This is a genomic window from Paraconexibacter sp. (assembly GCF_059438195.1).
Map to the genome: position 1 here is coordinate 30691 of NZ_JBLKKY010000015.1, position 25840 is coordinate 56530.

General features: G+C 73.6%; 25 protein-coding genes and 1 pseudogene. 1 reads left to right on the plus strand and 25 read right to left on the minus strand.

Annotation, left to right across the window (positions count from 1 at the left end):
* Positions 1-40: 40 nt before the first annotated feature.
* The 10 genes and pseudogenes from rpsO to rimP all read right to left on the minus strand — a co-directional run bounded on the left by rpsO (position 41) and on the right by rimP (position 8872).
* Positions 41-313, minus strand: coding sequence for a 30S ribosomal protein S15 (rpsO, locus tag ACME2J_RS07440; protein ID WP_495544257.1), 273 nt, complete (start codon positions 311-313; stop codon positions 41-43).
* Positions 310-1206, minus strand: coding sequence for a bifunctional riboflavin kinase/FAD synthetase (locus ACME2J_RS07445; protein WP_495544258.1), 897 nt, complete (start codon positions 1204-1206; stop codon positions 310-312). Before ACME2J_RS07445 ends, rpsO begins: the two co-directional genes overlap by 4 nt.
* Positions 1203-2024, minus strand: a complete 822-nt coding sequence (gene truB / locus ACME2J_RS07450; protein ID WP_495544259.1) for a tRNA pseudouridine(55) synthase TruB — start codon at positions 2022-2024, stop codon at positions 1203-1205. The genes ACME2J_RS07445 and truB overlap by 4 nt, the downstream gene beginning before the upstream one ends.
* A gap of 8 nt (positions 2025-2032) precedes the next feature.
* Positions 2033-3034, minus strand: coding sequence for a DHH family phosphoesterase (locus ACME2J_RS07455; RefSeq protein ID WP_495544260.1), 1002 nt, complete (start codon positions 3032-3034; stop codon positions 2033-2035).
* Positions 3031-3378, minus strand: coding sequence for a 30S ribosome-binding factor RbfA (gene rbfA, locus ACME2J_RS07460; RefSeq protein ID WP_495544261.1), 348 nt, complete (start codon positions 3376-3378; stop codon positions 3031-3033). Before rbfA ends, ACME2J_RS07455 begins: the two co-directional genes overlap by 4 nt.
* An 11-nt stretch (positions 3379-3389) precedes the next feature.
* Positions 3390-3707, minus strand: a complete 318-nt coding sequence (locus ACME2J_RS07465) for a DUF503 domain-containing protein (protein WP_495544262.1) — start codon at positions 3705-3707, stop codon at positions 3390-3392.
* Positions 3708-3733: 26 nt separating this feature from the next.
* Positions 3734-6622 carry a translation initiation factor IF-2 gene (gene infB / locus ACME2J_RS07470; protein WP_495544263.1) on the minus strand — a complete coding sequence of 963 codons (2889 nt, stop codon included), beginning with the start codon at positions 6620-6622 and terminating at the stop codon, positions 3734-3736.
* Positions 6622-6834: pseudogene (locus tag ACME2J_RS07475) on the minus strand (YlxR family protein); the annotation flags it as partial. The gene infB and the pseudogene ACME2J_RS07475, both read right to left, overlap by 1 nt.
* Positions 6835-6863: 29 nt before the next feature.
* Positions 6864-8447: a transcription termination factor NusA gene (nusA, locus tag ACME2J_RS07480; RefSeq protein WP_495544264.1), complete on the minus strand. Its 1584-nt coding sequence runs from the start codon at positions 8445-8447 to the stop codon at positions 6864-6866.
* Positions 8448-8449: 2 nt separating this feature from the next.
* Positions 8450-8872 (minus strand): ribosome maturation factor RimP, encoded by a 423-nt coding sequence (gene rimP / locus ACME2J_RS07485; protein WP_495544265.1) that lies wholly within the window; start codon positions 8870-8872, stop codon positions 8450-8452.
* A 104-nt stretch (positions 8873-8976) separates the two neighbouring features.
* Between rimP and ACME2J_RS07490 the strand changes: the two genes are divergently transcribed.
* Positions 8977-9372 carry a hypothetical protein gene (locus tag ACME2J_RS07490; protein WP_495544266.1) on the plus strand — a complete coding sequence of 132 codons (396 nt, stop codon included), beginning with the start codon at positions 8977-8979 and terminating at the stop codon, positions 9370-9372.
* Here the strand turns inward: ACME2J_RS07490 and ACME2J_RS07495 are convergent.
* The 15 genes from ACME2J_RS07495 to pyrR form a co-directional block, all read right to left on the minus strand.
* Positions 9369-9731 carry a tetratricopeptide repeat protein gene (locus tag ACME2J_RS07495; protein ID WP_495544267.1) on the minus strand — a complete coding sequence of 121 codons (363 nt, stop codon included), beginning with the start codon at positions 9729-9731 and terminating at the stop codon, positions 9369-9371. The genes ACME2J_RS07490 and ACME2J_RS07495 overlap by 4 nt on opposite strands.
* Positions 9732-9742: 11 nt before the next feature.
* Positions 9743-11986: a transglutaminase TgpA family protein gene (locus ACME2J_RS07500; RefSeq protein ID WP_495544268.1), complete on the minus strand. Its 2244-nt coding sequence runs from the start codon at positions 11984-11986 to the stop codon at positions 9743-9745.
* Positions 11983-13122 carry a DUF58 domain-containing protein gene (locus ACME2J_RS07505; protein ID WP_495544269.1) on the minus strand — a complete coding sequence of 380 codons (1140 nt, stop codon included), beginning with the start codon at positions 13120-13122 and terminating at the stop codon, positions 11983-11985. The genes ACME2J_RS07500 and ACME2J_RS07505 overlap by 4 nt, the downstream gene beginning before the upstream one ends.
* A gap of 6 nt (positions 13123-13128) precedes the next feature.
* A complete protein-coding gene (locus tag ACME2J_RS07510; protein ID WP_495544270.1) occupies positions 13129-14112 on the minus strand; it encodes an AAA family ATPase in 984 nt (327 codons plus the stop codon).
* 37 nt (positions 14113-14149) lie between these two features.
* Positions 14150-15415 (minus strand): bifunctional phosphopantothenoylcysteine decarboxylase/phosphopantothenate--cysteine ligase CoaBC, encoded by a 1266-nt coding sequence (gene coaBC, locus ACME2J_RS07515; RefSeq protein WP_495544271.1) that lies wholly within the window; start codon positions 15413-15415, stop codon positions 14150-14152.
* 36 nt (positions 15416-15451) lie between these two features.
* On the minus strand, positions 15452-15679 hold the full coding sequence (gene rpoZ / locus ACME2J_RS07520) for a DNA-directed RNA polymerase subunit omega (RefSeq protein ID WP_495544272.1): 228 nt from the start codon (positions 15677-15679) through the stop codon (positions 15452-15454).
* Between the two features lie 51 nt (positions 15680-15730).
* A complete protein-coding gene (gene gmk / locus ACME2J_RS07525) occupies positions 15731-16294 on the minus strand; it encodes a guanylate kinase (RefSeq protein WP_495544273.1) in 564 nt (187 codons plus the stop codon).
* 62 nt (positions 16295-16356) lie between these two features.
* Positions 16357-16695, minus strand: a complete 339-nt coding sequence (gene mihF, locus ACME2J_RS07530; RefSeq protein WP_495544274.1) for an integration host factor, actinobacterial type — start codon at positions 16693-16695, stop codon at positions 16357-16359.
* 239 nt (positions 16696-16934) lie between these two features.
* Positions 16935-17807: a dihydroorotate dehydrogenase gene (locus ACME2J_RS07535; RefSeq protein ID WP_495544275.1), complete on the minus strand. Its 873-nt coding sequence runs from the start codon at positions 17805-17807 to the stop codon at positions 16935-16937.
* Positions 17804-18589, minus strand: a complete 786-nt coding sequence (locus ACME2J_RS07540) for an iron-sulfur cluster-binding protein (protein ID WP_495544276.1) — start codon at positions 18587-18589, stop codon at positions 17804-17806. Before ACME2J_RS07540 ends, ACME2J_RS07535 begins: the two co-directional genes overlap by 4 nt.
* Positions 18586-21762: a carbamoyl-phosphate synthase large subunit gene (gene carB / locus ACME2J_RS07545; protein ID WP_495544277.1), complete on the minus strand. Its 3177-nt coding sequence runs from the start codon at positions 21760-21762 to the stop codon at positions 18586-18588. The genes ACME2J_RS07540 and carB overlap by 4 nt, the downstream gene beginning before the upstream one ends.
* Before the next feature lie 3 nt (positions 21763-21765).
* Positions 21766-22908, minus strand: a complete 1143-nt coding sequence (gene carA / locus ACME2J_RS07550) for a glutamine-hydrolyzing carbamoyl-phosphate synthase small subunit (RefSeq protein ID WP_495544278.1) — start codon at positions 22906-22908, stop codon at positions 21766-21768.
* Positions 22905-24254 carry a dihydroorotase gene (locus ACME2J_RS07555; protein ID WP_495544279.1) on the minus strand — a complete coding sequence of 450 codons (1350 nt, stop codon included), beginning with the start codon at positions 24252-24254 and terminating at the stop codon, positions 22905-22907. The genes carA and ACME2J_RS07555 overlap by 4 nt, the downstream gene beginning before the upstream one ends.
* The gene (locus ACME2J_RS07560; RefSeq protein WP_495544280.1) at positions 24255-25232 is read right to left on the minus strand and encodes an aspartate carbamoyltransferase catalytic subunit; all 978 of its coding nucleotides are present in this window, start codon (positions 25230-25232) and stop codon (positions 24255-24257) included. It abuts the gene before it with no gap.
* The gene (gene pyrR / locus ACME2J_RS07565; protein ID WP_495544296.1) at positions 25229-25750 is read right to left on the minus strand and encodes a bifunctional pyr operon transcriptional regulator/uracil phosphoribosyltransferase PyrR; all 522 of its coding nucleotides are present in this window, start codon (positions 25748-25750) and stop codon (positions 25229-25231) included. Before pyrR ends, ACME2J_RS07560 begins: the two co-directional genes overlap by 4 nt.
* Positions 25751-25840: the final 90 nt, after the last annotated feature.

The window sequence follows — 25840 nt, forward strand, 5'->3', positions numbered from 1 at the left end:
GACCTCCTGCGGAGATGGGCGGGGACGGACCCCGCTCATCCTACTTGCGGAGGCCGAGCTCCTTGATGAGGGCGCGGTAGCCCTCGAGGTCGGTCTTCTCGAGGTAGTTGAGAAGGCGACGGCGCTGGCCGACGAGCATGAGCAGACCCCGGCGGGAGTGATGATCGTGCTTGTGCTCACGGAGGTGCTCCGTGAGGCCGTTGATGCGCTCGGTCAGCAGAGCGACCTGGACACGGGTGTTCCCGGTGTCCTGCGGGTTCGTGCCGAACTGCTCGACGATCTGCTGCTTGCGCTCTGGCGTGACAGTGCTCATGTGCGACGCGGAACCGTAGCAGACCGCTGTGCCTCCTCGACATCCCGGTCCATCTGCGCGACGAGATCCTCGACCGTGTCGAACCGCTTCTCGCCCCGGAGCCGCTCGAGGAACTCGATCCGGACCGTCTGCCCGTAGAGGTCGCCCTCGAAGTCGATGAGGTAGGCCTCGATGAGCTCGCCGCGGCCGGTGACGAACTGCGGCCGGACGCCGACGTTCGTCGCCGCCGCGTACCACGAGCCGTCCGGCGTGCGGACCCGGCAGGCGTACACGCCGTGCCCCGGGATGACGAAGCCGTCCTGGGGCACGAGGTTCGCCGTCGGGTAGCCGAGCGTCCTCCCCCGCTTGTCCCCGTGCGCCACCTCGCCGTCGATGACGAACGGCTCGCCGAGGAGCTCGTCGGCGTAGCGGACCGCGCCGCCGAGGATGAGGCCGCGGATGTGGCTCGAGCTCACGACCTCCCCGTCGACCTCGAGGAGCCGGACCACCCGGGTCTCGAAGCGCGTGTCGGCCTCGAGCAGCGCGGTGTCGCCCTTCGCGCGGTGCCCGAACCGGAAGTTCTCGCCGACGGAGACGTGCGTCGCCGCGAGCCGGCGCACGAGGACGTCGTCGACGAACTCCTCCGCGGTCTGGGCGGCGAAGTCGCCGTCGAACGGGATGACGACGAGCTCTTCGACGCCGAGAGAGGCGACGAGCTCCGCCTTGCGCTCGAGCGTCGTGAGGAGGCGGGGAGCGGCCTGCGGCGCGACGACCGACGAGGGGTGTGGATCGAAGGTGAGGACGGTGTCCGCACCCGCGATCACCTCGCGATGGCCGCGGTGGACGCCGTCGAACGTGCCGACGGCGACGCGCCGCGGGCGGCGCTCGGCGTCGGGGAGGTACGTCACCTTCATGCGCGGAAGCCTACGACGGGCTTGAGGCGGCCGCCCTCACGGGGCTCCGCGACGGCGACCGGGCCGTCGTCCGCGCGGAGGAGGACGACCCCGTCCGTGGGGATCTCGGCGCCGTCGGGCGCGGGGACCGCGACCCCGTGGCCGGCCCGCCGCGCGTCCTCGCCGGCGAGGTCGATCGCGGGCATCACCCGCGCGAGGACGTCTCCCAGCGGCAGGACGCGCGTGGGGTCCGCGTCGCGGACGTCGAACGGCCCGATCGCCGTCCGGCGCAGCTCGAGGCAGTACGCGTCGCCGAGGTCCGCGATGAGCGAGCGGACGTAGGTCCCCGACGAGCACTCGATCGCGAAGGTCGCCCGGTCGCCCGACCGCTCGAGCTGCTCGAACCGGTGGACGGTCACCTCGCGCTCCGGCATCTCGACCGTCTCGCCGCGCCGGGCGCGCGCGTACGCCCGCTCTCCCGCGATCTTCACCGCGCTGTAGGCCGGCGGCCGCTGGCGGATGCGCCCGGTGGGGAGATCCGGCGGGTCCGGAGGGATCCGCCCCGTCTCGACGACCTCCCCCTCGGGATCCCCGGTCGTCGAGAGCGCACCGAGCCGCGCGACCGCGAGGTAGGACTTGTCGAGCCCCATGAGCCAGCGCTGGATCCGGGTCGCCCGGCCCAGGAGGACGAGGAGGAGCCCGGTCGCGAACGGATCGAGCGTCCCCGCGTGGCCGGTCCGGACGCGGCCGTGCTCGCGGCGCACCGCCGCGACGACGTCGTGGCTCGTCCGCCCCGCGGGCTTGTCGATGAGGAGGACCCCGTCCACCGGCTCATCCATGGCCGGGGTCAGCCGAGCTGCCGAGCGACCTCGGCGCGGAGGAACGCGACGAGCTCCTCGTCCGTCGAGGTCGTGGTGAAGCCGGCCGCCTGGCGGTGCCCCCCGCCCCCACCCGCGCGGGCGATCGCCGACACGTCGACGAGGCCGTCGGTCGAGCGCAGCGAGACCTTCTTCGTGCCCTCCGGGGTCCCGGGCGCGAGCACGTCGCGCGCGACGGCGGCGACCCTCGTCCCCTGGACGGAGCGGAGGTGGTCGATGATCCCCTCCGAGTAGCTCTCCTCGGCTCCGACCGCCTCGTAGTCGGCCCTGCGCAGACGCGCGTAGGTGAGCGCGCCGTCGTCGTAGCGGCGCGTGTCGGCGAGGCCGCGGGCGAGGAGCATGAGCTTCGCGAGCGGCATCTCCTCGTAGAGCCGGCGGTAGATGCCGTTGACGTCGACGCCGGCGGCGATGAGCTCGGCGGCCATCTCGTGGGCGCGCACGCCGGTGTTCTCGTACATGAAGCGGCCCGTGTCGGTGACGAGCCCGACGTAGAGCGCGTCGGCGATGTCGGCCGTCGGCGAGACGCCGAGGGCCCGCATGATGTCCCACACGATCTCGGCCGTGCACGAGGCGCTCTCGACGACGCAGTCGACCGTGCCGAACCGCGTGTTGTCGTGGTGATGGTCGATGTTGACGATGACCGCGCCCTCGCGGCGGACGTCCTCGGCCGGGTTGCGGTCGATGTTGCCGCAGTCGAGGAAGATGACGACGCGCTCGTCGAGGTCCTCGGGGACCGTCGAGACGAGCCCCTCGAGCGAGACGAAGCGGTACTCGTACGGGAGCGGGAACTCGTCCGCGCTCATGAACATCACCGAGTCCTTGCCGAGAGCACGCAGCACGCGGTGCATGCCGACGAGCGACCCGAGGGCGTCGCCGTCGGGGTTCTCGTGCGTGACGAGGATGAACCGGTGCGAGCTGCGGATGACGTCGAGGGCGGCGTCGAGTGCGCTGATGTCCGCCTCTCTCCTCACTCGCGGTCGTCCTCCCGCGCGCGGGCCTCGTCGGCGAGCAGCTCGTCGAGCCTCGCGACGCGGTCGAGCGTGTCGTCGTGATGGAAGGTGAGCTGCGGCGTGTGCTTCAGCCGGAGCTGCGAGGCGACGCGCCGCTGGAGGTAGCCGTGCGCGGACCGCAGCCCGTCGAGCGACGCGGCTCGCGTCGGCTCGTCGCCGAGGACGCTCACGTAGACACGGGCGTGGCGGAGGTCGGGGCTGGTGTGCACATCGGTCACGGTCACGAAGCCGACGCGCGGGTCCTTGATGTCCCCCGTGAGCGCATCGGAGAGGACCTCGCGGACCGCCTCGTCGACGCGTCTCATGCGATCGCCGCTCACCCTACACCCCTCACGTCGTCGAACGAGACGACCATCCGCTCGACGCGGACGCCCTCGGGAAAGCGCTCGTGGAGCCAGCGCTCGACGCGGTCGACCGCCTCGTCGAGCCGCGTCGGCGACGACCCGGTGAGGGCCGCCGCGAGCGTCGCGCGCTGCCAGAGGTCGTGGTGCTCGACCTCGGCGACCGTGCATCCGTGACGGCCGTGGAGCTGGGCCTTCACGGATTGCAGGTCCTTGCGCTTCGCCTTGAGGCTTCCCGCGTCCGGGAAGTGGAGGTGCACCTCGAGGAGGGCGACGTACGACGAAGTGGACACGAGCCGACCCCCCAGGGCCGGTCGCGTCAGGCGAGCTCCCGCTCGACCTGACGCGTCTCGTACACCTCGAGCTCGTCGCCCTCCTTCACGTCCTGGAAGTTCTGCAGGACGATGCCGCACTCGTAGCCGGAGGCGACCTCGCGGACGTCGTCGTTGAACCGCCGCAGCGTCTCGATCCGCGTGTCGTAGACCACCGTGCCATCGCGCACGACGCGCACCTGCGCGCCGCGGGTCACCTTGCCGTCGGTGACGTAGCAGCCCGCGATCGTGCCGATCCGCGACGCGCGGAACGTCTGACGCACCTCGACCGTGCCGACGGTCTCCTCGACCTCCTCGGGCTCGAGGAGACCGGACATCGCGTCGCGGACGTCGTCGAGCGCCTTGTAGATGACCGAGTAGGTCCGGATCTCCACGCCCTCGCGGTCCGCGGCCTGCCGGGCGTCGCCGACCGGCCGGACGTTGAAGCCGAGGATGACGGCGTCGGAGGCCGCCGCGAGCATGACGTCGGACTCGTTGATGCCGCCGACGCCCGAGCGGATGACGTTCACCTGGACGTCCTCGTGCGGCAGCTTCGCGATCTCGTCCTCGAAGGCCTCGATCGAGCCCGACACGTCCGCCTTGAGGAGGAGGTTGAGCTCCTTGAGCTCGTCGGACTGCGCCCGCTTGAAGACGTCCTCGAGGCTCACCTTGCGGCCGGAGCGCCGCGCGAGCGCCTCGGTCTTGAGGCGGACCGCGCGGTCGTTGGCCATCCGGCGCGCCTCGCGCTCGTGCTCGACGACGCGGAAGAGCTCGCCGGCGTCGGGGACGCCGTCGAAGCCGAGCACCTCGACCGGATCGCCGGGGCCCGCGTCCTCCATGCGGTCCCCGTGGTAGTCGGTCATCGCGCGGACCTTGCCCCAGCTCGGGCCCGCGACGATCGCGTCCCCGACCTCGAGCGTCCCGCGCTGGAGCAGGAGGGTCACGACGGGGCCGCGCCCCGGATCGAGCTTCGACTCGATGACGATGCCGGAGGCCTCGGTCTCGGGGTTCGCCTTGAGGTCCTCGAGCTCGGCGACGACGAGGATCGTGTCGAGGAGGTCCTCGAGGCCCTGCCGCGTCTTCGCGGAGACGTCGACGAACTCGGTCTCGCCGCCCCACTCGGCCGGCTGGAGCTGACGCTGGGTCATCTCCGTCCGGACCCGGGTCGGGTCGGCGCCCTCGAGGTCGATCTTGTTCACCGCGACGAGGATCGGCACGTCGGCCGCCTTCGCGTGGTCGATCGCCTCGATCGTCTGCGGCTTCACGCCGTCGTCGGCGGCGACGACGATGACCGCGATGTCGGTCACCTTCGCGCCACGGGCGCGCATCGCCGTGAAGGCCTCGTGGCCCGGCGTGTCGAGGAACGTGACGATCTTCTCGCCGTGGTGGACCTGGTAGGCGCCGATGTGCTGCGTGATGCCTCCGGCCTCGCCGCCGACGACGTCCGCCTCGCGGATCGCGTCGAGCAGCGACGTCTTGCCGTGGTCGACGTGCCCCATGATCGTGACGACCGGCGGGCGGTCGACGAGGTCCTCCTCGAGGTCGTCGAAGGCCGGCTCGTCGTCGGCCTCGTCGCCGACGTGGACGATCTCGATCTTCTTGTCGAACTCGTCGGCGATGACCTGGATCGCGTCGTCGGTGAGCGTCTGCGTGAGCGTCGCCATCTCGCCGAGCGTCATCAGCTTCTTGATGACCTCGGGGACGGGGACGCCGAGGTACTCGGCGACGTCCTTCACGGTCGAGCCGCTGTTGACCTTGATGAGGTCGGTCGCGCTCTGCGCCGCCTCGTCGAGCGGACGCACCGTGTCGTCGTAGGTCCCCCGCCGACGGCGACCGCGGCGCTGACGGCGCGGCGGACCGCCACCGGGGCCGCCGGGCCCACCGGGACCGCCGGGTCCACCGGGACCGCGGCGTGAGGCCTGCGAGTCGATGACGACGCGCCGCCGGCCGGGGCCGCCGGGACCAGCGGCGGCGCCCCGCCCGCCGCGGTTCGCGGGGAGGTTCTGCGACTCGTCGCGCTTGGGCTTCTTCGGGGGCTCGGGGAGAGCGAGGATCTTCGGACCGGCGCCGGGCTTCGGCTTCTCGCCGACGGTCGGCTTGCCGTCCTCCTTCTCCTTGTCCTCGTCCTTCTCCTTGCCGTCGGCCTGGCCCTTCGCCTCGCCGTCGGCCGCGCGGACCGGCTGCGTGGGGGCCTGGCCGGAGCGCTCGGCGAGCGCGCGCTCGGCGGCGGCGCGACGACGCTCGGCGAGATCGGCCTGGGCCTTCGCGAGCGCCTCCTGCTCGGCCTTCGCCTTCGCCGCGGCCTCGGCCTCGGCGCGGGCACGATCCTCCGCGGCTTGCTGCTGCGCGCGCGCGGCCTCGTCGGCGCGCTCCTGAGCGGCACGCGCCTCCTCGTCCTCGGCGGCGCGCTGCGCCTCCTTCTCGGCGACCTCGCGGGCGCGGGCGGCGGCCTGCTCGCGAGCGGCGGCCTCGGCCTCCACGCGGGCGGCGGCCTCCTTCTCGGCGCGGGCGCGCTCGGCGGCCTCGCGCTCCTCGTGCGCGAGGCGGGCGGCCTCGGCCTGCTCCCGCCGCTGCGTCTCCTCGGCGTCGGCCTCGGCCTTCGCCTTCGCCTCGGCGTCGTGACGGGCCCGCGCCTTCGCGGCGATCTCGGCGCGCTTCGCCGCCTCCGCCTCGGCCTTCGCGCGCTCGGCGGCCTCGGCCTCCGCGGCGCCGTTGGCCTCCGTCTCGGTCTCGGCGGGCTTCTCAGGGGGCGGCCCGAGGATGCGGTTGACGTGCCGATCCTCAACGGTCGATTGGGCCGCGCGCACGGGAATGCCGCCGCCGGAGAGCTTCTCGATGACCTCCTTGGAGGTCATGCCGCGCTCTTTCGCGATCTCGAATACGCGTCGCTTTGCCATCAGCTTTCCGATTCTACGAGGTCCGGGGGGAGGGACACCGCCTGACGCAGGGCGCGCGGGATGGCGCGCCGCCGTACCGCTTCGCGGTAGCAGGCGGGACCGCAGACGTATGCGCCCCGGCCGGGGTGGGTGCGTCCTGGACCGACGACGAGATCCGTCCCGGACGCTGCGAGACGGATCAGCTCCGACTGCGGGCGGACCGCCCGGCAGCCGACGCAGGTGCGATGCGGCTCGTGGGCCGCTACGACGACGCCTCGCCCTCTCGCTCGCCGACGGCGCTCTCGCCGGAGAGCGCGTCGTCGCCGCCCTCGTCGGAGCTCGCCGCGGGAGCCGCGTCGCCGTCGCCGGCGGCCGCGTCGTCCTCCACGGGCGTCGCCTGGACCTCGTCGGCGATGTCGCCGTCGAGAGCCGGGACCTCCTCGTCCTCGGCGGCGGCCTCTTCGACGACGGCCGCCTCTGCGGCCTCCGCGAAGGCGGCCTCGGCGCGCGCGACGATGTCCGCGACGTCTTCCTGCGTGCGGTCGGGGTCGGAGAGGGCCGCGATCTCGTCCTCGCCGAGCGGGACGAGCACGCCGACCGACGAGGTCGTGAAGCGGCTGAGCGCCTGGTGGACCGAGAGACCGCAGTACGGGGAGCCGGCGAGCGCGGCGTTCGGGCAGCGACGGCCGTTGGTGAGGACAGCGGCGCAGCGGCCGCCGGTCTCCTGCTGCTCCTCGTAGGTGTCGTCCTGCGAGGCCTGCGCGAAGTCGGTCTCGGACTTGATGTCGATCCGCCAGCCGGTGAGGCGCGCGGCGAGCCGCGCGTTCTGGCCCTCGCGGCCGATCGCGAGCGAGAGCTGATCGTCCGGGACGATGACGGTCGCCTGACGGGCCTCGTCGTCGACGAGCACCTCGCGGACGCGGGCGGGCGAGAGCGCCTTCGCGACGAAGCGGGCGGGCTCGTCGTTGTAGGGGATGATGTCGATCTTCTCGCCGCGCAGCTCGGAGACGACCATGCGGACGCGCGAGCCGCGAGGCCCGACGCAGGCGCCGACGGGGTCGACGCCGTCGGCGTAGGAGACGACGGCGATCTTCGACCGGTACCCGGGCTCGCGAGCGACGCCCGCGATCTCGACGAGGCCGTCGGCGATCTCCGGCACCTCGAGCTCGAACAGCGCCTTGATGAGGTCCGGGTCGCGGCGCGAGACGATGATGGACGGCCCCTTCGTGGAGTTCGAGACCTCCTTGATGACCGCCTTCACCCGCTGGTTGTGCTCGTAGCGCTCGCCCTCGACCTGCTCGGACTTCGGGAGCAGCGCCTCGACGCGCTCGCGGAGCTGGATGAGCGTGTACCGGGAGTCCTTCTGCTGGACGACGCCGGTGATGAGCTCGCCGACCCGGTCGCGGTACTCCTCGAACATCATGTCGCGCTCCGCCTCGCGGATGCGCTGGAGGATGACCTGCTTCGCGGTCTGGGCCGCGATGCGGCCGAAGTCCTCCGGGGTGTCGTCGATCTCCTCGATCCGGTCCCGGTACTGGTCGAGCTTCGCCGGGTCGATCTCCGGGTCGGCAGGCTCGACCTTCTCGCCGGTCTCCGGATCGATGTAGCTCTCCTCCTCGACGGTCTGGACGAGGAGCTCCTGCTCGAGGTCGCGCGGGATCCGGTAGCGCATGACGATGAAGTCGCCCGAGTCGGGGTCGACGTCGACGCGTGCGTACCGTGCGGCGCCCGGGAGCTTCTTGTACGCCGAGAGGAGCGCGTCCTCGAGCGCCGACATGAGCTTCTCGTCGGAGATGCCCTTCTCGGCGGCGAGGGCGCGCATCGCGTCGATGATGTCCTTCGACATACCTAGTCCTCCACGAGGTTCGAACGCTGGATCTCGGCGTAGGGGATCGCGAGGACCCCCGTCTCGGCGGCGATGGTGACCTCGCGGTCGTCGGCGCCGACGAGCTCGCCGGTGAAGCTCTTGTGGCCCTCGCGGGCCTCGCGGGTCCGCACGCGGGCCCGCCGGCCGAGGAAGCGACGGAAGTGATCGGGCTTCGTGAGCGGCCGCTCGGTGCCGGGTGAGCTCACCTCGAGCGCGTAGCTCTCGCGCACCTCGCCGAGCGCATGCGTGACGCGCTCGCAGAGGTCGAGGCTCACGCCGTCGGGGTGGTCGATGAAGAGGCGCACGGTGTGACCGCCGAGAACCTCGGCGAGCAGCACCTCGACGTCGGGCTCTGCCGACGCGAGCGTCTCCTCCACCTGGGTCTGGATGTCCGTGCTGCTCACCTCGATCTCCTTCCCGAAACGACGAAAGTGGGCGAGCGCCCACTTCCGGAACGGCCGCCGTCGGTCGCCCGACGGCACGAAAGCTGTGCGGTCACCATACCACCGTGCCTCCCCAGCCCGCACAGCCCGACGACGGTCCGCACGCGGTCGTGCAGCACGTCCTCGCCGACCTCGGGGCGCCGTGGCGAGCGGTCGCCGACGGCGAGTGGGGCGTCCGCCTCGACGCCGCCGGACGCGACCTCGACGTCGGCCTGCGGCTCGACGGCGGCTACCTCACGGCGCAGGCCGAGGCGACCTGGCCCGGCGCGTACGACCCTCTCGTCCTCCTCCATCGCCACCGCCTCTCCCCCGTCGTGCGCTACGGGACGACACGCGCCGGGGCGGTGTGGGTCCACGCCGATCTCCCCGTCGAGGCGGTCACGCCCGCGCGCGTCGACGAGCTCCTCGGGCGACTCGTCGAGGCGGCCGAGCGGGCCCGCGCGGGCGAAGACCGCGTCTAGCCGGCGCGGCGACGCGCCTGCTCGCGGTAGCGACGGTAGTCCTGGCGGTCGGGCCGGAGCGTCGCGGCGAGGGCGAGCGGCCGTCGCGCCTCCGCGTGACGACCGCACAGCTGGAGGGACCGGCCGAGGCAGAAGAGCGCGTAGTCGTTCGTCGGCGCGTGACGGGCGACCGCGGCGAACTCGTCGGCCGCCTCGCGGAAGCGGTGGGCGCCGAAGAGCGCGCGCCCGAGCGCCTCGCGGATCGAGTCGTGCTCCGGGGCGATGTCCCGTGCCCGGGTGAGTGGCACGACCGCGGCATGGTGATCGCCCCTCTCGAGGAGGCGGGTCCCTTTGCGGAAGAGGGCGTAGACGTCGCTCATGCGGGGGTCCGTCAGCGGACCTCCACCCAGTCTACGGACGGCTGCCGGCGGATTCGCCGCCTCCCGGCGAGACGCGGCGGGAGCGCCCACCACGACCGCAGGCGGCCCCGGACGCCCCGGCCGCGCGCGAGCGCCCGGCGGAGCGCCGGCCGGCCGCGGGGGTCGTCGTCGCCGGCATCCGCGGCGTAGCGGCGGTCACGCAGCGCGGCGAGGTAGGCGGCGGCGCGAGGGTCGTCCGCAAACCGGCGCGCGAGCGCGTCCAGCGTCGTCGCCGGGCCGGGGTCCTCGCCCATCCGGGCGAGCGCGCGACGCAGCTCGGCGATCGCCGCGTCGTCGGCCTCGTCGCGGCGTCCGCGACGAGCGGCGCCGCCGACGAGGAGGAGCGCGAGCACGAGGAGCGCCGCCGCCGCGAGCGGGCGGCCCCCGCCGCCGTCCTCGTCGGCGGGGGCGACGGCGGCCGCGTCCTCCGCCTCGACGGGCTCCTCGGGCTCGTCCTCCTCGGTCTCCGTCGTGCGCTCCTCCTCCGCCGGGGAGGGCAGCGCGGGCGCTTCGACCTCGTCGGGCGTGAGCGCGGGCGCGTCCTCGGGCGTCGGGTCGAACGTCACCCAGCCCTCGCCGGGGAAGTACGCCTCGACCCACGAGTGCGCGTCGGTGTCGCGGACGACCCACGTGCCGCTGCCGGCCTCGCGCTGTCCGGGCGAGAAGCCGCTCGCGACGCGGGCCGGGACCCCGCCCATCCGCAGGAGGAGCGCCATCGCCCCCGAGAACTGCTGGCAGTACCCCTCGCGTGTCTCGAAGAGGAACGCGTCGAGCGGGTTGCGTCGCCGCGGGGGCTGCTCCGAGTACGTGGCGCCGCCCTGCACGCGCGCGCGCACGCGGAGGACGAAGTGATGCGGCGTCGCCGAGCTGGCGCGGAGGGAGCGCGCGAGCCGGTACATGCGCGCGTAGGACGAGCGCTCGACGCGGTCGAGTCCCCCGGGGGCCGGGAGCCCGGCGATGTTGAGCGCGACGACGGGGTCGAGACCCGCCCCCCACGGCGTGAAGAGGACCTCGTCCCCGCCGGGCAGCCGCATCGTCAGGTCGCGGAGCGTGAACTCGGGATAGGCGGTGCCCGCCGCACGGAGCGTCGCCGCGCTCGGGCGCGGGACGTAGACCGCGGCCCGGTACGCGTCCCCCCGCTCGAGCGGCCGGCTCCCGGTCCGGAACGTCCCGGCGCCGGATGGGAGCGAGACGCGCGGGGAGCCGACGATGCTCGTCGCCGTCCCGGCGGCGACGTACTCGTCGGACACCATGTCACCGACCTCGACGCTCACGACGTCGGTGACGCGCCGGCCCCCTGCGTACTCCGTGTCGGGGATCCGCGGGTCGGCGGCCGGGTCCTCGACCCAGGCCGTCCCGTCGAACTCCTCGAGCACCGTCGCCTTCCAGTAGGCGGCGCGCCGCGCGGCGACGCGGAGCACGACGCGTCCCGTGCGCGGCCAGTCGAGGGGCTCGTAGCGATGCGACCAGTCGAACGCGCTGCTGCCCTCCTCGGGCGCGCCGGCGACGAGCTGCTGGTAGTCGAGGAGCGGCCGGTCGCGATCGACGGCCGGCAGCGCGACGACCGCGACGAGCACCGCGGCGCTCGCGAGCGCACCCGCGACCGGGACCTGCGCGCCGCGGACGCGGTCCGCCCACAGGAAGACGAGGAGGAGCGCGCCGAGGAGGGCCCCGGAGACCGCGGGCGAGCCGGACGGCTGCTCGGCGGCGTGGATGGCGTAGAGCGCGACGAGCGGGGCCGCCGCGAGGAGCCGCGGACCGCCGCCGCGGGGGCCGAACGCGAGGAGCGCCGAGAGCACGGTCGCGAGGCTGCCCGCGAGGACCATCGCGAGCCGGACCGGGTCCGACGAGCCGTCGTAGGGGACGGCGACGCTCGGCAGCGCCTCGACTCCCGGGCGGAGCTCGCGCACGAGCGCACCCCACTCCCACGGGAGCAGGAGCCGGAGCTCCACGCCGCTCGCGGCGACCGCGAGGAGGACCGCGCCCGCGGCGAGGCCCACCGACGACATGAGCGCTCGCGCGCCGCTGCGCGCAGGCCGACGGGCGCGAAGCGCGACGAGCCCGGCGCCCGCCGCGACGCCGGCTGCGACCGCCGCGAGCGACGGCAGCCGCGAGGCGGGCTCGAGCTGCGCGGACCACTCGAGCGCGCAGAGCGCGGCGAGACCCGTCCACGCGACGAGACGCACGAGGGCCGTCGTCCGCTCCGCCGGGCTCACGAGGCGACCTCCCGGTCCGCCGGGAGAGCCCGACGCGCCGCTCGGCCGCCGACGGCGACGCCGTGGCAGCCCGCGACGGAGAAGAGCGTCGGACCGGCCGGCCCGGCGCCCGGCGCGACGAGGATGCGGAGCCCCCCGCTGCCCCGGAGCGCCCGCGGGAGGTCGGAGATCGGACGGCCGCTCACGTACACGACCGGGCCGCGCCGCGACCCGATCCCGGTCGTCGAGACCTCCTCACCGAGAGCGACGAGCGCGAGCCGCGCATGGAGCTCGGGCCAGGCGAGGAAGCCTCCGTCCACGGGCACCGGCCGGCGGTCGCCGGGGAGCAGCACCTCGCACCCGCCCCGCCCCGCGAGGTGGACGACGAGGGAGGCGGTCGCCCGCACCGCCGCGTCGAGGTCGGACGCCTCGCCGCCCTCCGCGGGACCGGGGTCGAGGACGACGAGCGGGGCGCCGTCCCCATCAGCCGTGAGGACGCGCTCCTGCGGATCGGCGCCGCGCGCGATCGACGGCCAGTGGATCCGCGAGGCCGATGTCCCGTCGCGCAGCGCTCGGAGCCCGTCGAGCTCGGTCTCGGCGCCGCTCAGGCCGCGATGACGCGGGAGCCCGAGACCCAGCGCATCACCGGTCGGCGCCGCCTCGTCGACCGGATGCACCGAGGGGAGGACGAGGACCTCCGCGCGATCCCCGCGCGTCATCGCGAGGGCGGCGAGCCCGAGCGGATCACACGCGACGATCCGCGGCGCGGCGAGCGTGCGCCGGCCGCGGCGCGAGAAGCGCGCCTCCGTCCGCACCCGCGCGACCCGGCGGCCGGCGGGGACGGCGACCGGCGCGCGGAGCAGCGGATCGTCGATCGTGCCCGGAGGGAGGCGGAGTCGCCCCGCCCGCAGGACGATCTCGACTCCGAGCGGCGCCCCCTCGACGACGCGGCGCGCGGAGAGGCGGCGCTCGACCCGCAGCGCGCGGGCCGCGAGCCGGCTCCACGCGACCGAGAGGAGCGCTGCGGAGGCGACGGCGAGACCCGCGACGACGAGAGGGGCGATGTCGAACGCGACACCCGTCGCAGCGAGCGCGAGACCCGTCGCGACCGCGCCGGCCGCGCCGCGGAGCCCGTCCGGTGTCGCGCCGCGCGCCATCGCCCCTCAGAGGGCCGCCGTCCGGGCGACGGCGTCGGCGACGACGTGGCTCCCGGTCGCGCCGCTCGCGCCCGGCGTCACGAGGACGCGGTGCGCGAGGACGACGTCCGCGAGGGCCTGGATGTCGTCGGGAAGGACGTGGTCGCGCGATGAGGAGGCCGCCCGCGCCTTCGCGGCGCGCAGGAGGAGGAGGCCGGCCCGCGGGCTCGCGCCGAGCTCGACGCGGGGATCGTCACGGGTCGCATGGAGGAGCGCGACGACGTACGAGCGCAGCGCCTCGGACACGTGGACGCGGCGGACGACGTCCTGGGCGGCGAGGACGTCGGCGGACGTCGCCGCGGGGCGCACGGAGTCGAGCCGGTCGCCGCCCTCGTGGGCGCGGAGCATCGCCGCCTCCGCGTCCGCCTCGGGGTAGCCGAGCGAGAGGCGCATCGTGAAGCGGTCGACCTGCGCCTCGGGAAGCGGATAGGTGCCCTCGAACTCGACGGGGTTCTGCGTCGCGAGGACGACGAACGGCCGCGCGAGCTCGTGGCTCTGCGCGTCGACCGTGACGCGCCGCTCCTGCATGCACTCGAGGAGCCCGGACTGGGTCTTCGGGCTCGCCCGGTTGATCTCGTCGACGAGGACGACGTTCGCGAAGATCGGCCCGGGGCGGAACTCGAAGCGGTCCTCGCGCTGGAGGAAGACGTTCGTCCCGATGACGTCGGCCGGGAGGAGGTCGGCCGTGCACTGGATGCGCGCGAACTGCAGGTCGACCGCGCGCGCGAGCGCGCGCGCGACCGTCGTCTTGCCCACGCCGGGCAGGTCCTCGATGAGGCAGTGACCTTCGGCGAGGAGGCACACGACGAGATCGTCGAGGACGTCGTCGCGGATCTCCGCGACCGCGCGGACCGCCGCGCGGACGCGCGCCGCGAGGTCGGCGGTCGCCGCCACCTCTGCGGGCGACGCCCTCGCCGCCCCCGCACCGCTCATCCGGTCGGGCTCCCTCACGACGCGGGACCTCCTGCCGCGTGCGAGGGATCCGTCCTCATCGCGTGCCGAGCGGCCTCGTGGGTGCCCGCAGGTCGTCGACCGCCTCGAGGATCGCGCGGGCGACCTCGGCCTTCGAGGCGCGCTCGACGTGACGGTCGCCGGCGCCCGTCACGATCGTCACCTCGTTCTCGGAGGTGTCGAAGCCGATGCCGGGCTGCGAGACGTCGTTGACGACGACGGCGTCGAGACCCTTCCGCTCGAGCTTGCCGCGGCCGTACTCGACGGCGCCGTCGCCGTGCTCGGCGGCGAAGCCGACGAGGACCTGGCCGGGCCGCCGCGCGCCGGAGAGGCGGGCGAGCACGTCGGTCGTCGGCTCCATCTCCACGGTGAGGTCGTCGCGGCCGTCCTTCTTGATCTTGCCCTCGCGCGCGGCGGCGGGCCGGAAGTCGGCGACCGCGGCCGACATGAGGAGCACGTCCGCCCGCGCGAACGCGGCCTCGGAGGCGACGAGGAGCTCGTCGGCGGTCGTCACGTCGACGTAGTCGACGCGCGGGTTGCGAGGGAGGGTGACGTTCGCGGCGACGACGGTGACGTCGGCGCCGAGCGCCGCCGCCTCGTCGGCGAGCGCGAAGCCCATCCGGCCCGACGAGCGGTTGCCCACGTAGCGGACGCTGTCGATCGGCTCTCGCGTCCCGCCGGCGGTGACGAGGACCTTCACGCCCTCCCACGGCCGGGCGGATCCGGAGGCCACCGGGATGACCGCCTCGACGGCGGCGAGGAGGGCGTCGGGCTCGGCGAGGCGGCCGACGCCCCACTCGTGCCGGCTCCCGAGAGCCCCGGTCCCGGGGTCGACGACGTGCACGCCGCGATCGCGGATCGTCGCGAGGTTCGCCTGCGTCGCCGGGTGCTCGTACATCGCGTCGTTCATCGCCGGAGCGACGAGCAGCGGGCAGCGCGCGGCGAGCGCTGCGGAGGTGAGGAGGTTGTCGGCGAGCCCGTGGGCGAGCTTCGCGATCGTGTTCGCGCCCGCCGGTGCGACGAGGAAGGCGTCGGCGTTGCGGACGAGCTCGAGGTGACTCAGCGGATCGTGCGCGGGCGCCGGCTGGTCGGGGAACGCGCCGCGCGCCGGGTCGCGCTCGAACTCGTCGGTGAGGACGGGCGCGCCGGTGAGCCCGGCGAACGACGCCGCGCCCACGAAGCGCTGGGCGCTCGGCGTCTGGATGACCCGGACCGCGTGGCCCGCCTTCGTCGCGAGCCGGACGACCTCGAGCGCCTTGTAGGCGGCGACGGAGCCGGTGACACCGAGCAGGATGCGGGCCATCGTCGCGGCGCTCCGTCCTCGGCGCGCGGGTGGCGGCTAGCGGTAGTGGTACTTGACCTTGCCGCCGGCCACCTCTTCGAGCGCGATCGTGAGGTAGTTCTTCGACTGGCTGTCGACCATCGGCGGCGGGAACTCGTCGAAGGTCCCCTCACCGAGGTTGTGGTAGTACGAGTTGATCTGACGAGCGCGCTTCGCCGCGACGATCACCGAGGCGTAGTTCGAGTCCACGTTGTCGAGCAGCTCGTCGATCCGGGGGTTGATCATCCCGTCAGTGTAGCGGTGCGGGGTCGCGCGCCCAGCGGCCCGCGCGCCGCGTCAGGTGGTCGCCGACAACTCGGCGCGGATGATCTCCTCGAGGCGCGCGATCGCGTCCTCGAGGCGGTCGTTCTCGACGACGTGCGCGAACTCCGACTGCGCCGCGAGCTCTTCGTCCGCGACGCGGAGGCGGCGCTCGATCTCCTCGTCGGGATCCGTCCCGCGACCGACGAGCCGGTTGCGCAGCACCTCGGCGGACGGCGGCGCGATGAAGATGCGCACCGCATCGGGGAGCGTGTCGCGCACCTGGCGCGCGCCCTGGACCTCGATCTCGAGGACGACGGGGATCCCGGCGGCGGTCCGCTTGTCGAGCTCGGAGCGCAGGGTGCCGTAGCGCCGGCCCGAGTACTCCGCCCACTCGACGAAGTCGCCTTCCTCCACGCGCCGGGCGAACTCGTCGTCACCGAGGAAGTGGTAGTCGACGCCCTCGCTCTCGCCGGCCCGCGGCGAGCGCGTCGTCGCCGAGACGCTCAGCTCGAGGTTCGGCACGCGTGCGAGCAGCTGGCGGATCAGCGTCCCCTTCCCGACGCCCGACGGTCCGGTGATGACGAAGACGAGCGACATGGGCGGGCGGACCCTAGTGACCGACGCGGACGACGCGGCCGCCGAGAGGCGTGCCGGCGACCTCAGCGACGGAGGAGCTGGACGAGCTCGTTCCGCTGCCGCTCGGAGAGGCCGCCGATCGTCTTGCTCGGCGAGATGCGGCACTGCGTGAGGACGCGGTTCGCCTTCACGCGTCCGTACTTCGGGACGGCGAGGAGCATGTCGAAGACCTTCGCCGTCTGCAGGTAGTCCGGCGGGTCGGCCAGGAGCGCGTCGATCGTCACCCTCCCGCCCTTGAGGTCCTTCTTGAGCTGCGCGCGCCGGCTGCGGATCTCGTTCGCCCTCTGCAGCGCGTCCATGCGCTGGTTGAGCGAACGCTCCGGCGTCGTGGTCTTCGTGGCGGTGTGGGGAGCGGGCGGCACGGGTTCGCGAGCATACATCGTGAGTCGCCTCGTGGCAGGCTCACGGGCCACATTCGGCTCGACCTCGACCTCAGCTTGAGGTTTCTGGATGGTTCCCGACGGCTTTACTGGTTTTTGCAGGGGCTTCGTGCCGTCTCGCACATGAGGTCGAGGCTTGATGAACGCGCACGTTCCGCACGACGCGAAGGTTTTCGGTCGAACGCGCCCGCGGGCGGCCCGGGCGACCCCTCTCGGGGGTGTCAGCGGACGCCCGGCGCGGGCGCGAGGTCGGCGGCGATCCGCGCCCCGGCCGCAGGGTCCCGGAAGCTCTCGGTCCCGATCGCGACCGCGGTCGCCCCGGCGTCGAGGAACTGGCGTGCGTGAGCCGCGGTCTGGATCCCGCCCATCCCGATGACCGGGATGCCGACGCGCGCGGCGACGGCGGTGACCTGCGCGAGCGCGACGTGCCGGATCGCAGGGCCGCTGAGACCGCCCGTCCGGCCGCCGAGCCACGGCTCGGCCCCGCCGCCCGGGCGGAGCGCCATCGCCCGCAGCGTGTTGATGAGCGACACCGCATCGGCGCCCGTCGACTCGGCCGCGGCGGCGACGTCGGCGACGCTCGCCGTGTTCGGCGTGAGCTTGACGATGAGGGGCTTGCGCGTGCGCGGCCGCACCGCCTCGAGGACCTGGGCGAGCGAGCGCGGGTCCGCCCCGATGTCGAGGCCGGTCTTCACGTTCGGGCACGAGACGTTGAGCTCGACCGCGGCGATCTCGGGCCGCGGGTCGACTGCTTCGACCAGCTCGGCGAGCTCGTCGGCCGAGCTGCCCATGACGTTCGTGATGAGCGGGACCGGCAGCTCCGCGAGGAGCGGGAGGTCCTCGGCGAGGTAGCCCTCGAGGCCCTTGTTCGGCAGGCCGATCGAGTTGATCATCCCCGCCGCGGTCTCCCACAGCCGCGGCGGCGGGTTGCCGGCGCGCGGCGCGAGCGTGATCGTCTTCGACACGTAGGCGCTGAACGGGAAGTCCGCGAGGAGCGCGTCGCCGAACGCCCGCCGAGCGGCGATCGCGTCGAACGTCCCCGAGCCGTTGAGGACCGGGTGCGCGAGCCGCAGGCCCGCGAGCTCCACGGTCATGCCGGCACCTCCGCGAGTCGGTCCGCGTCGAGGACCGGCCCGTCGACGCAGACGCGGGCGTACCCGCCCCCGACGAGCGGGACGACGCAGCCGAAGCAGGCCCCGAACCCGCAGGCCATCGGCGACTCGAGGGCGAGCTGGGCCGCGACGCCTCGCGACGCGCACAGCGCCCGCACGGCCTCGAGCATCGGGCCCGGCCCACAGGCGAAGACGGTCGCCGCCGGGTCGGCGTCGAGCTCGGCGACGAGGAGATCGGTGACGCGGCCGTGATGGCCCGCCGACCCGTCGTCCGTCGCGACGCGCGCCGCGCCCCCGAAGAGCGCCGCCGACTCGGCGTGCGCCGCGTCGCGGAAGCCGGCGAGGACGACCGGCGCCTCGTCGAGAGACTCCGCGAGATGCACGAGAGGCGGCACGCCGATGCCGCCGGCGACGAGGACCGGACGCGTCCGGTCCTCGGCGGGACGGAAGCCCTCGCCGAGCGGGCCGAGCAGCCATGCGCCGTCGCCCTCGCCGAGCTCGGCGAGCCGCGCCGTCCCCGGCCCGACGACGTCGAGGACGAACTCCGGTCCCGTGCCCTCCACCCAGCCGAGCGGAGCGAGCGCGCGCGTGAGGAACGGCCGCTCGTCCTCTCCCCCGCCCCACCGGTCGCGGGCCGCGAGCATGTAGAAGCGGCCCGGCGCCGGCTCCTCGCCGTCCGGGTCCTCGACGAGAAGCCGCAGGTACGGGCCGACCGCCGAGCGGCGCGCGACGCGGACGGCGCGCCGGCCGTACGCCGGCGTCACGTCGCGGCTCCTGGCGCGGCGGCGTCACCGACCGCGGCGTGGATCTCCTGGAGGGAGAGCGGCTCGGGCCCTCGGGCGCGGGCGGCCGAGATCGCCCGCGCGGCGGCGAGCCCGCCCGAGAGCGTCGTGAGGCACGGCACGCCGCGCGCGATCGCGGCGCGGCGGATCTCCCACCCGTCGGTCCGCGCGCCCGACCCGGTCGGCGTGTTGACGACCATCTGGACGTCGCCGCGCTCGATCCAGTCGACGACGTGCGGCGACCCCTCGCCGATCTTGTTGATCGTCGTCGCCGGGATCCCCATGCGCTCGATCGCGGCGGCGGTCCCGCCCGTCGCGATGATCCGGAACCCCTGGTCGTGGAGCGTCTGCGCGATCGCGACGGCGGCGGCCTTGTCGGCGTCGCAGACGGTGATGAAGACCGTGCCCTCGGTGGGCAGGGAGGCGCCGGCGGCGGCCTGCGCCTTCGCGAACGCCGTCGGGAAGTCGCGCGCGACGCCCATCACCTCGCCCGTCGATCGCATCTCGGGGCCGAGCAGCGCGTCGGAGCCCTCGAAGCGGTCGAACGGGAGCACCGCCTCCTTCACGCTGATGTGCTCACCCGAGCCGATGCCCTGGGGTCCGGCGGGAAGCCCGAGGTCGCCGATCTTCTCGCCGAGCATGAGCCGGCAGGCCATCTTCGCGAGCGGGACGCCGACCGCCTTGCTCACGAACGGGACCGTGCGCGAGGCGCGCGGGTTCGCCTCGATGACGTAGAGACGGCCGGCGTGCACCGCGTACTGGACGTTGAGGAGCCCGACGACGCCGAGGCCGAGCGCGATGCCGCGGGTCTGCTCGCGGATCTCCTCGAGCATGTCCGGGCCGAGCGAGTGCGGCGGCAGGACCGACGCGGAGTCGCCGGAGTGGATGCCGGCCTCCTCGACGTGCTGCATGATGCCGCCGATCCACACGTCCTCGCCGTCGCAGAGCGCGTCGACGTCGACCTCGATCGCGTTCTCGAGGAAGCGGTCGAGGAAGATCTCTCGGGACTCGTCGCCAGAGGTCGTGGCCTGTCCACGACCGTCGGCGAAACCACCGTAATCGGGCGCGTGACGCTCGAGGTAGTCGCGGAGGCCGTCGAGGGAGTAGACGATCTCCATCGCGCGCCCGCCGAGGACGTAGCTCGGGCGGACCAGGAGCGGGAAGCCGACCTGCTCGGCCTTGGCGAGCGCCTCGTCGACCGAGTGGGCCGTGGCGTACGGCGGCGCCTCGTAGCCGAGGCGCTCGAGGAGGGACCCGAAGCGGCCGCGGTCCTCGGCGAGGTCGATCGCGTCGACGCTCGTCCCGAGGATGGGGACGCCCGCCTCGAGGAGACCGGCCGCGAGCTTGAGCGGCGTCTGACCGCCGAACTGGACGATGACGCCCTCCGGCTTCTCGACCTCGATGACGCCGAGGACGTCCTCGAGCGTGAGCGGCTCGAAGTAGAGGCGGTCGGAGGTGTCGTAGTCCGTGGACACCGTCTCGGGGTTGCAGTTGACCATCACCGCGTCCCGGCCGGAGGCGCGCACGGTCATCGCCGCGTGGACGCAGCAGTAGTCGAACTCGATCCCCTGCCCGATGCGGTTCGGGCCGGAGCCGAGGATGACGACGCTCGGGTTCGTCCCGCGGTCGATCTCGTGCCGCGGGCCGTCGGGACCCGGGCGCTCCCAGCCCGAGTAGAAGTACGGCGTCGTGGCGGCGAACTCCGCCGCGCACGTGTCGACCGACTTGAACGTCCGCGCGCCGGCGAACGCCGCGTCCTCGTCCGTCGCGAGCGCCTGGAGCTCCTCGAGGTACCAGGGGTCGATCGACGTCGCCTCGTGGACGGCGTCGATCGTGGCGCCGCGACGGAACGCCTCGACGAGCACGTCGAAGCGGTCGGACGTCGGGGTGCGCATCGACTCGACGAGCTCGTCGGTCGGCACGCCGTCGAGCTGCGGGCGCGTGTCGAGCTCGCGCGACCGCATCGCCTTCCCGAAGGCCTGCCGGAAGGTGCGGCCGATGGCCATGGCCTCCCCCACGCTCTTCATGTGCGTCGAGAGCTCGGCGTTCGCCCCGGTGAACTTCTCGAACGCGAAGCGCGGCCACTTCACGACGACGTAGTCGATCGTCGGCTCGAAGCTCGCCGGGGTGAGTCGCGTGATGTCGTTGTCGATCTCCTCCAGCGCGTAGCCCACCGCGAGCCGCGCCGCGATCTTGGCGATCGGGAACCCGGTCGCCTTCGACGCGAGCGCCGAGGATCGCGACACGCGCGGGTTCATCTCGATGACGTGGATCTCCTCGGTCTCCGGGTTGACCGCGAACTGCACGTTCGAGCCGCCCGTCTCCACGCCGACGGCGCGGATGACCGTGATCGCCTGGTCCCGGAGCTGCTGGTAGAGCGCGTCGGTGAGCGTCTGCTGCGGGGCGACCGTCACGGAGTCGCCGGTGTGGACGCCCATCGGGTCGATGTTCTCGATCGAGCAGACGATGACGACGTTGTCGTTGTGGTCGCGCATCAGCTCGAGCTCGAACTCGCCCCAGCCGAGCACCGACTGGTCGAGCAGCACCTGCGAGATCGGCGAGGCGTCGAGGCCGCGCGCGACGATCTCCTTGTACTGCGCCTCGGTGCGGGCGATGCCGCCGCCCCTGCCCCCGAGCGTGAACGCCGGGCGCACGATCGCCGGCAGCCCGATGCGCTCGAGCTCGGCCATCGCCTGCTCGAGGGTCGTCGCGATCGCCGAGACCGGCATCGTGAGCCCGGCCTTCTCCATCGCGGCGCGGAAGAGGTCGCGGTCCTCTGCGCAGCAGATCGCGTCGTAGTTCGCGCCGATGAGCTCGACGCCGAGCCGGTTGAGCGTCCCGTCCTCGTAGAGCGACTTCGCGAGGTTGAGGGCGGTCTGCCCGCCGAGCGTCGGCAGCAGCGCGTCCGGCCGCTCCTTCTCGATGATGCGCGTCACGGCGTCGGGGAGCAGCGGCTCGACGTACGTCGCGTCCGCGAACTCCGGGTCGGTCATGATCGTCGCCGGGTTCGAGTTGACGAGGACGACCTCGTAGCCCTCCTCCTTGAGGACCTTGCAGGCCTGCACGCCGGAGTAGTCGAACTCGGCGGCCTGGCCGATGACGATCGGCCCGGAGCCGATGATGAGGATGCGGTTGAGATCGGTGCGCTTGGGCATGGGTCAGGCGTTCCGGACGGCGGCGAGGAATCGGTCGAACTGGTAGAGGGCGTCGTGGGGGCCGGGGCCCGCCTCCGGGTGGTACTGGACCGTCGCGCTCTCGACGTCGAGGAGCTCGAGCCCCTCGACGGTGCGGTCGTAGAGGTTGACGTGCGTGAGCGCCGCCTCACCGAAGTCGGTGGACCAGCGGACCGGCTCGTCGGCCTCGATGCGCAGCCCGCCCTGAGGCGCCGTGACCGCGAAGCCGTGGTTCTGCGAGGTGATCTCGATCCTCCCTGTCCTGAGGTCCTTCACCGGATGGTTCGCGCCGCGATGGCCGAACGGCAGCTTCGTCGTGCCGAGGCCGACCGCGCGACAGAGGAGCTGGTGGCCGAGGCAGATGCCCCACACCGGACGCTTCCCGATGAGCTCCCGCACGGTGTCGACGACGTGGTCGAGGGCGGCGGGATCGCCGGGGCCGTTCGCGAGGAAGAACGCGTCGGCGTCGGTCGCGAGGAGCTCGTCGGCGCTCACGCTGCACGGATGGAGGGTCACCTCGGCGCCGCGGGCGACGAGGTTGCGGACGATCGACCCCTTGATGCCGCAGTCGATCGCGTGGACGCGGACGAGCGAGCCGGGCGCCGCCGACGGGTCGCGGTGGACCGTCGCCTCTGCCGGCGTCACCTCCTTCGCGAGGTCGCGGCCGGCCATCGGGGGCTCGGCGGCGATGCGCTCCCGCGCCTCGCCCTCCGGCATCGACGCCGGGAAGACGCCCCCGCGCATCGAGCCGGCGTCGCGGATGTGCCGCACGAGCGCGCGGGTGTCGACGTCCGTGATGGCCGGGACGCCGCAGTCCTCGAGCCAGTCGAGCCAGCCGCGCTCGGCGGTCGGCGCGTCCTCGCTGTTCGTCGCGGCGCGCATGATGACCGCGCGCGCGTGGATGCGGTCCGACTCCATCGCGGCCTGGCTCACGCCGTAGTTCCCGATGTGCGGGTACGTGAACGTGATGAGCTGACCCGCGAAGGACGGGTCGGTGACCGACTCCTGGTAGCCCGACATGCCGGTCGTGAAGACGACCTCGCCGACGGCATGGCCGGCGGCGCCGACGGCGAGACCGTCGAATCGCGTCCCGTCCTCGAGGAGGACGTAGGCCGTGGGCGCGCTCATGCCGCACCTCCCGTCGTCTCGAGCACGGGCTCGCGATGGACGAGCGCGCCCGCCGCGACGGTGAGGAGGACCCGGCCGCGGAGCCGGCGGCCCGCGAAGCAGCAGTTCGTCGAGCGCGAGCGGTAGCCGTCCTCGCCGACCTCCCACTCGCGGGAGAGATCGACGAGCGTGACGTTCGCCGGGGCGCCGGGCTCGATCCGCGGGGCCGGCAGGCCGAGCGGCTCCACGCCGCTCGTCAGCTTCTCGACGACGAGGGCGAGCGGGAGCGTCCCCGGGACGACGAGCTCGGTGTGGACCGCGGCGAAGGCGGTCTCCAGGCCGGTCGTGCCCATCGGCGCCTCCTCGAACGGGACCTCCTTCTCGTCGCGCGCATGGGGCGCGTGGTCGGTCGCGATGCAGTCGATGGTCCCGTCGCGCAGGCCGGCGATGAGCGACTGACGGTCGCGCTCGGTGCGCACGGGCGGGTTCATCTTCTTGCGCGTGTCGAGGTCTCGGACGTCCTCGTCGGTGAGACAGAGGTGGTGCGGTGAGGCCTCGCACGTCACGCGGGCGCCGCGCGCCTTCGCCGCCGCGATCGCCTCGACGGAGGCGATCGAGCTGAGGTGCTGGAGGTGGATCGCGCCGTCCTCGTGCTCGGCGATGAGGCAGTCGCGCGCGACCATCGTCGACTCGGAGATCGACGGGATCCCGCCGACGCCGAGGAGCGCGCTCACCGCCCCCTCGTGCATCGCGCCGCCGGCCGAGAGCGTCGGGTCCTCCTCGTGGAGCGCGAGGACGCCGCCGCAGAGCCGCTGGTAGCGCAGCGCCTTGCGGAGCATGCCGGCGCTGACGACCGGCTTGCCGTCGTCGGTGAAGCCGAGCGCGCCGAGGTCCCGCAGCTCGGCCATCTCGGTGAGGTCCTCCCCGGCGAGGCCGCGCGTGATCGAGGGCATGAACCCGACCGGGATCCGCGCGTCGCGCGCGGCGGCGTCCCGGACCGAGCGCAGCAGCGGTGCCGAGTCGAGGACGGGGTCGGTGTTCGGCATCGCGACGACGACGCAGTAGCCGCCCGCGGCGGCCGAGTGGGTGCCGCTCGCGAGGTCCTCCTTGTGCTCCTGCCCCGGCGTGCGGAGGTGCACGTGCGGGTCGACGAAGGCCGGGAAGAGGTGGAGGCCCTCGGCGTCGACGACCTCGGCTGCGTCCGGCGGGGAGAGCGAGCCGGGCGCCCCGAGCTCGGCGATCTCCCCGCCGCGCACGAGGACGTCGTGCGGGCGGTCGAGGCCGGTGCGGGGGTCGAGGACGTGCGCGGCGCGCACGAGGAGCGTCGCGTCGGGCGCCGGGGCGCGGACGAGCGGATCTGCGGGCATCTAGGCGGTCGGGTGGGTCGAGGACGCCGCGCGGCGGGCCGCGTCGGAGTCGGAGGGCGGGACGGTGGGCTCGCCGGCGCGGGCGCCGGCGAGGACCTCGTAGAGGACGGCCATGCGGACGACGACGCCGGCCTCGACCTGCATCGTGATGACGGCCTGCGGCGAGTCGACGACCTCGCCGCTCAGCTCGACCCCGCGGTTCACGGGGCCGGGGTGCATGACGATCTGGTGCGGGGCGAGGCGGCGCCCGTCGATCTGGAAGCGTGCGGCGTACTCGCGCAGCGACGGGATGTAGCTGTCCCGCATGCGCTCGTTCTGCATGCGGAGGGCGTAGATGACGTCGGCCTGCGGGAGGTCGTCGAGCGAGTGCCGCACCTCGCACGGGAAGGCCTCCTCGATCCCGCGCGGGAGGAGCGTCGGCGGACCGCAGACGGTGACGCGCGCGCCCATCTTCGCGAACGCGACGATGTTCGATCGCGCGACGCGGCTGTGGAGGACGTCGCCGATGATCCAGACGTTCGCGCCGTCGAGCGCGCCGAGGCGCTGGCGCAGCGTGTAGACGTCGAGGAGCGCCTGCGTCGGGTGCTCGTGCTTGCCGTCGCCGGCGTTGACGATCGCCGCCGGCGTCCAGCGGCTCACGAGCTCGGCGGCCCCCGCCCACGGAGTGCGGATGACGATCGCGTCGGGCTTGTGCGCCGAGAGGGTGAGGACGGTGTCCTTGAGCGACTCGCCCTTCTCGACGCTCGACCCGCTCGACGCGAAGGTGACGACGTCGGCGCTCAGTCGCTTCGCGGCGAGCTCGAACGAGCTGCGGGTGCGCGTCGACGCCTCGTAGAAGAGCGTGAGGACGGTGCGGCCGCGGAGCGCGGGGACCTTCTTGATCTCGCGGTCGCTCACCTCGGTGAACGAGGCCGCCCTGTCGCAGATCCGCTCGATCGCGGCGCGGTCGAGGTCGTCGATGGAGAGGAGGTGGTTCACGAGCGCTGGGCCTCCGCGACGTTCTCCGAGATGGTCACCCGGTCGTCGCCGTCGAGCTCCTGGACGCGGACGTTCACGCGCTCCGCGCGCGCGGTCGGGAGGTTCTTGCCGACGTAGTCGGGCCGGATCGGCAGCTCGCGGTGCCCGCGGTCGGCGAGGACCGCGAGCTGGACGCGGCCGGGCCGGCCGTAGTCGAACAGCGCCTCGATCGCGGCCCGGACGGTCCGGCCGGTGAAGAGGACGTCGTCCACCACGACGACCGTGCGGCCCTCGAGGGCGAAGTCGACCTGCGAGGCGTGGACGACGGGCGCGTCGGTCCGCGTCGCGACGTCGTCGCGGTAGAACGAGATGTCGAGGCTCCCGAGCGGGACGTCGGTGCCGACGAGATCGGTGAGGAGACGGTGGAGCCGGTTCGCGAGGATCGCGCCGCGGCGGTGGATGCCGACGATGGCGAGCTCGTCGGGACCGCCGTTCTTCTCGACGATCTCGTGCGCGATCCGCACGAGGGTCCGCCGCATCCCGTCCTCGTCGAGGACGACCTTCTCGTCAGCGCTCACTCTGCTCCTTCCTGGCCTCACGGGACCGGGTTAAAGGACGTGTGGCGGACG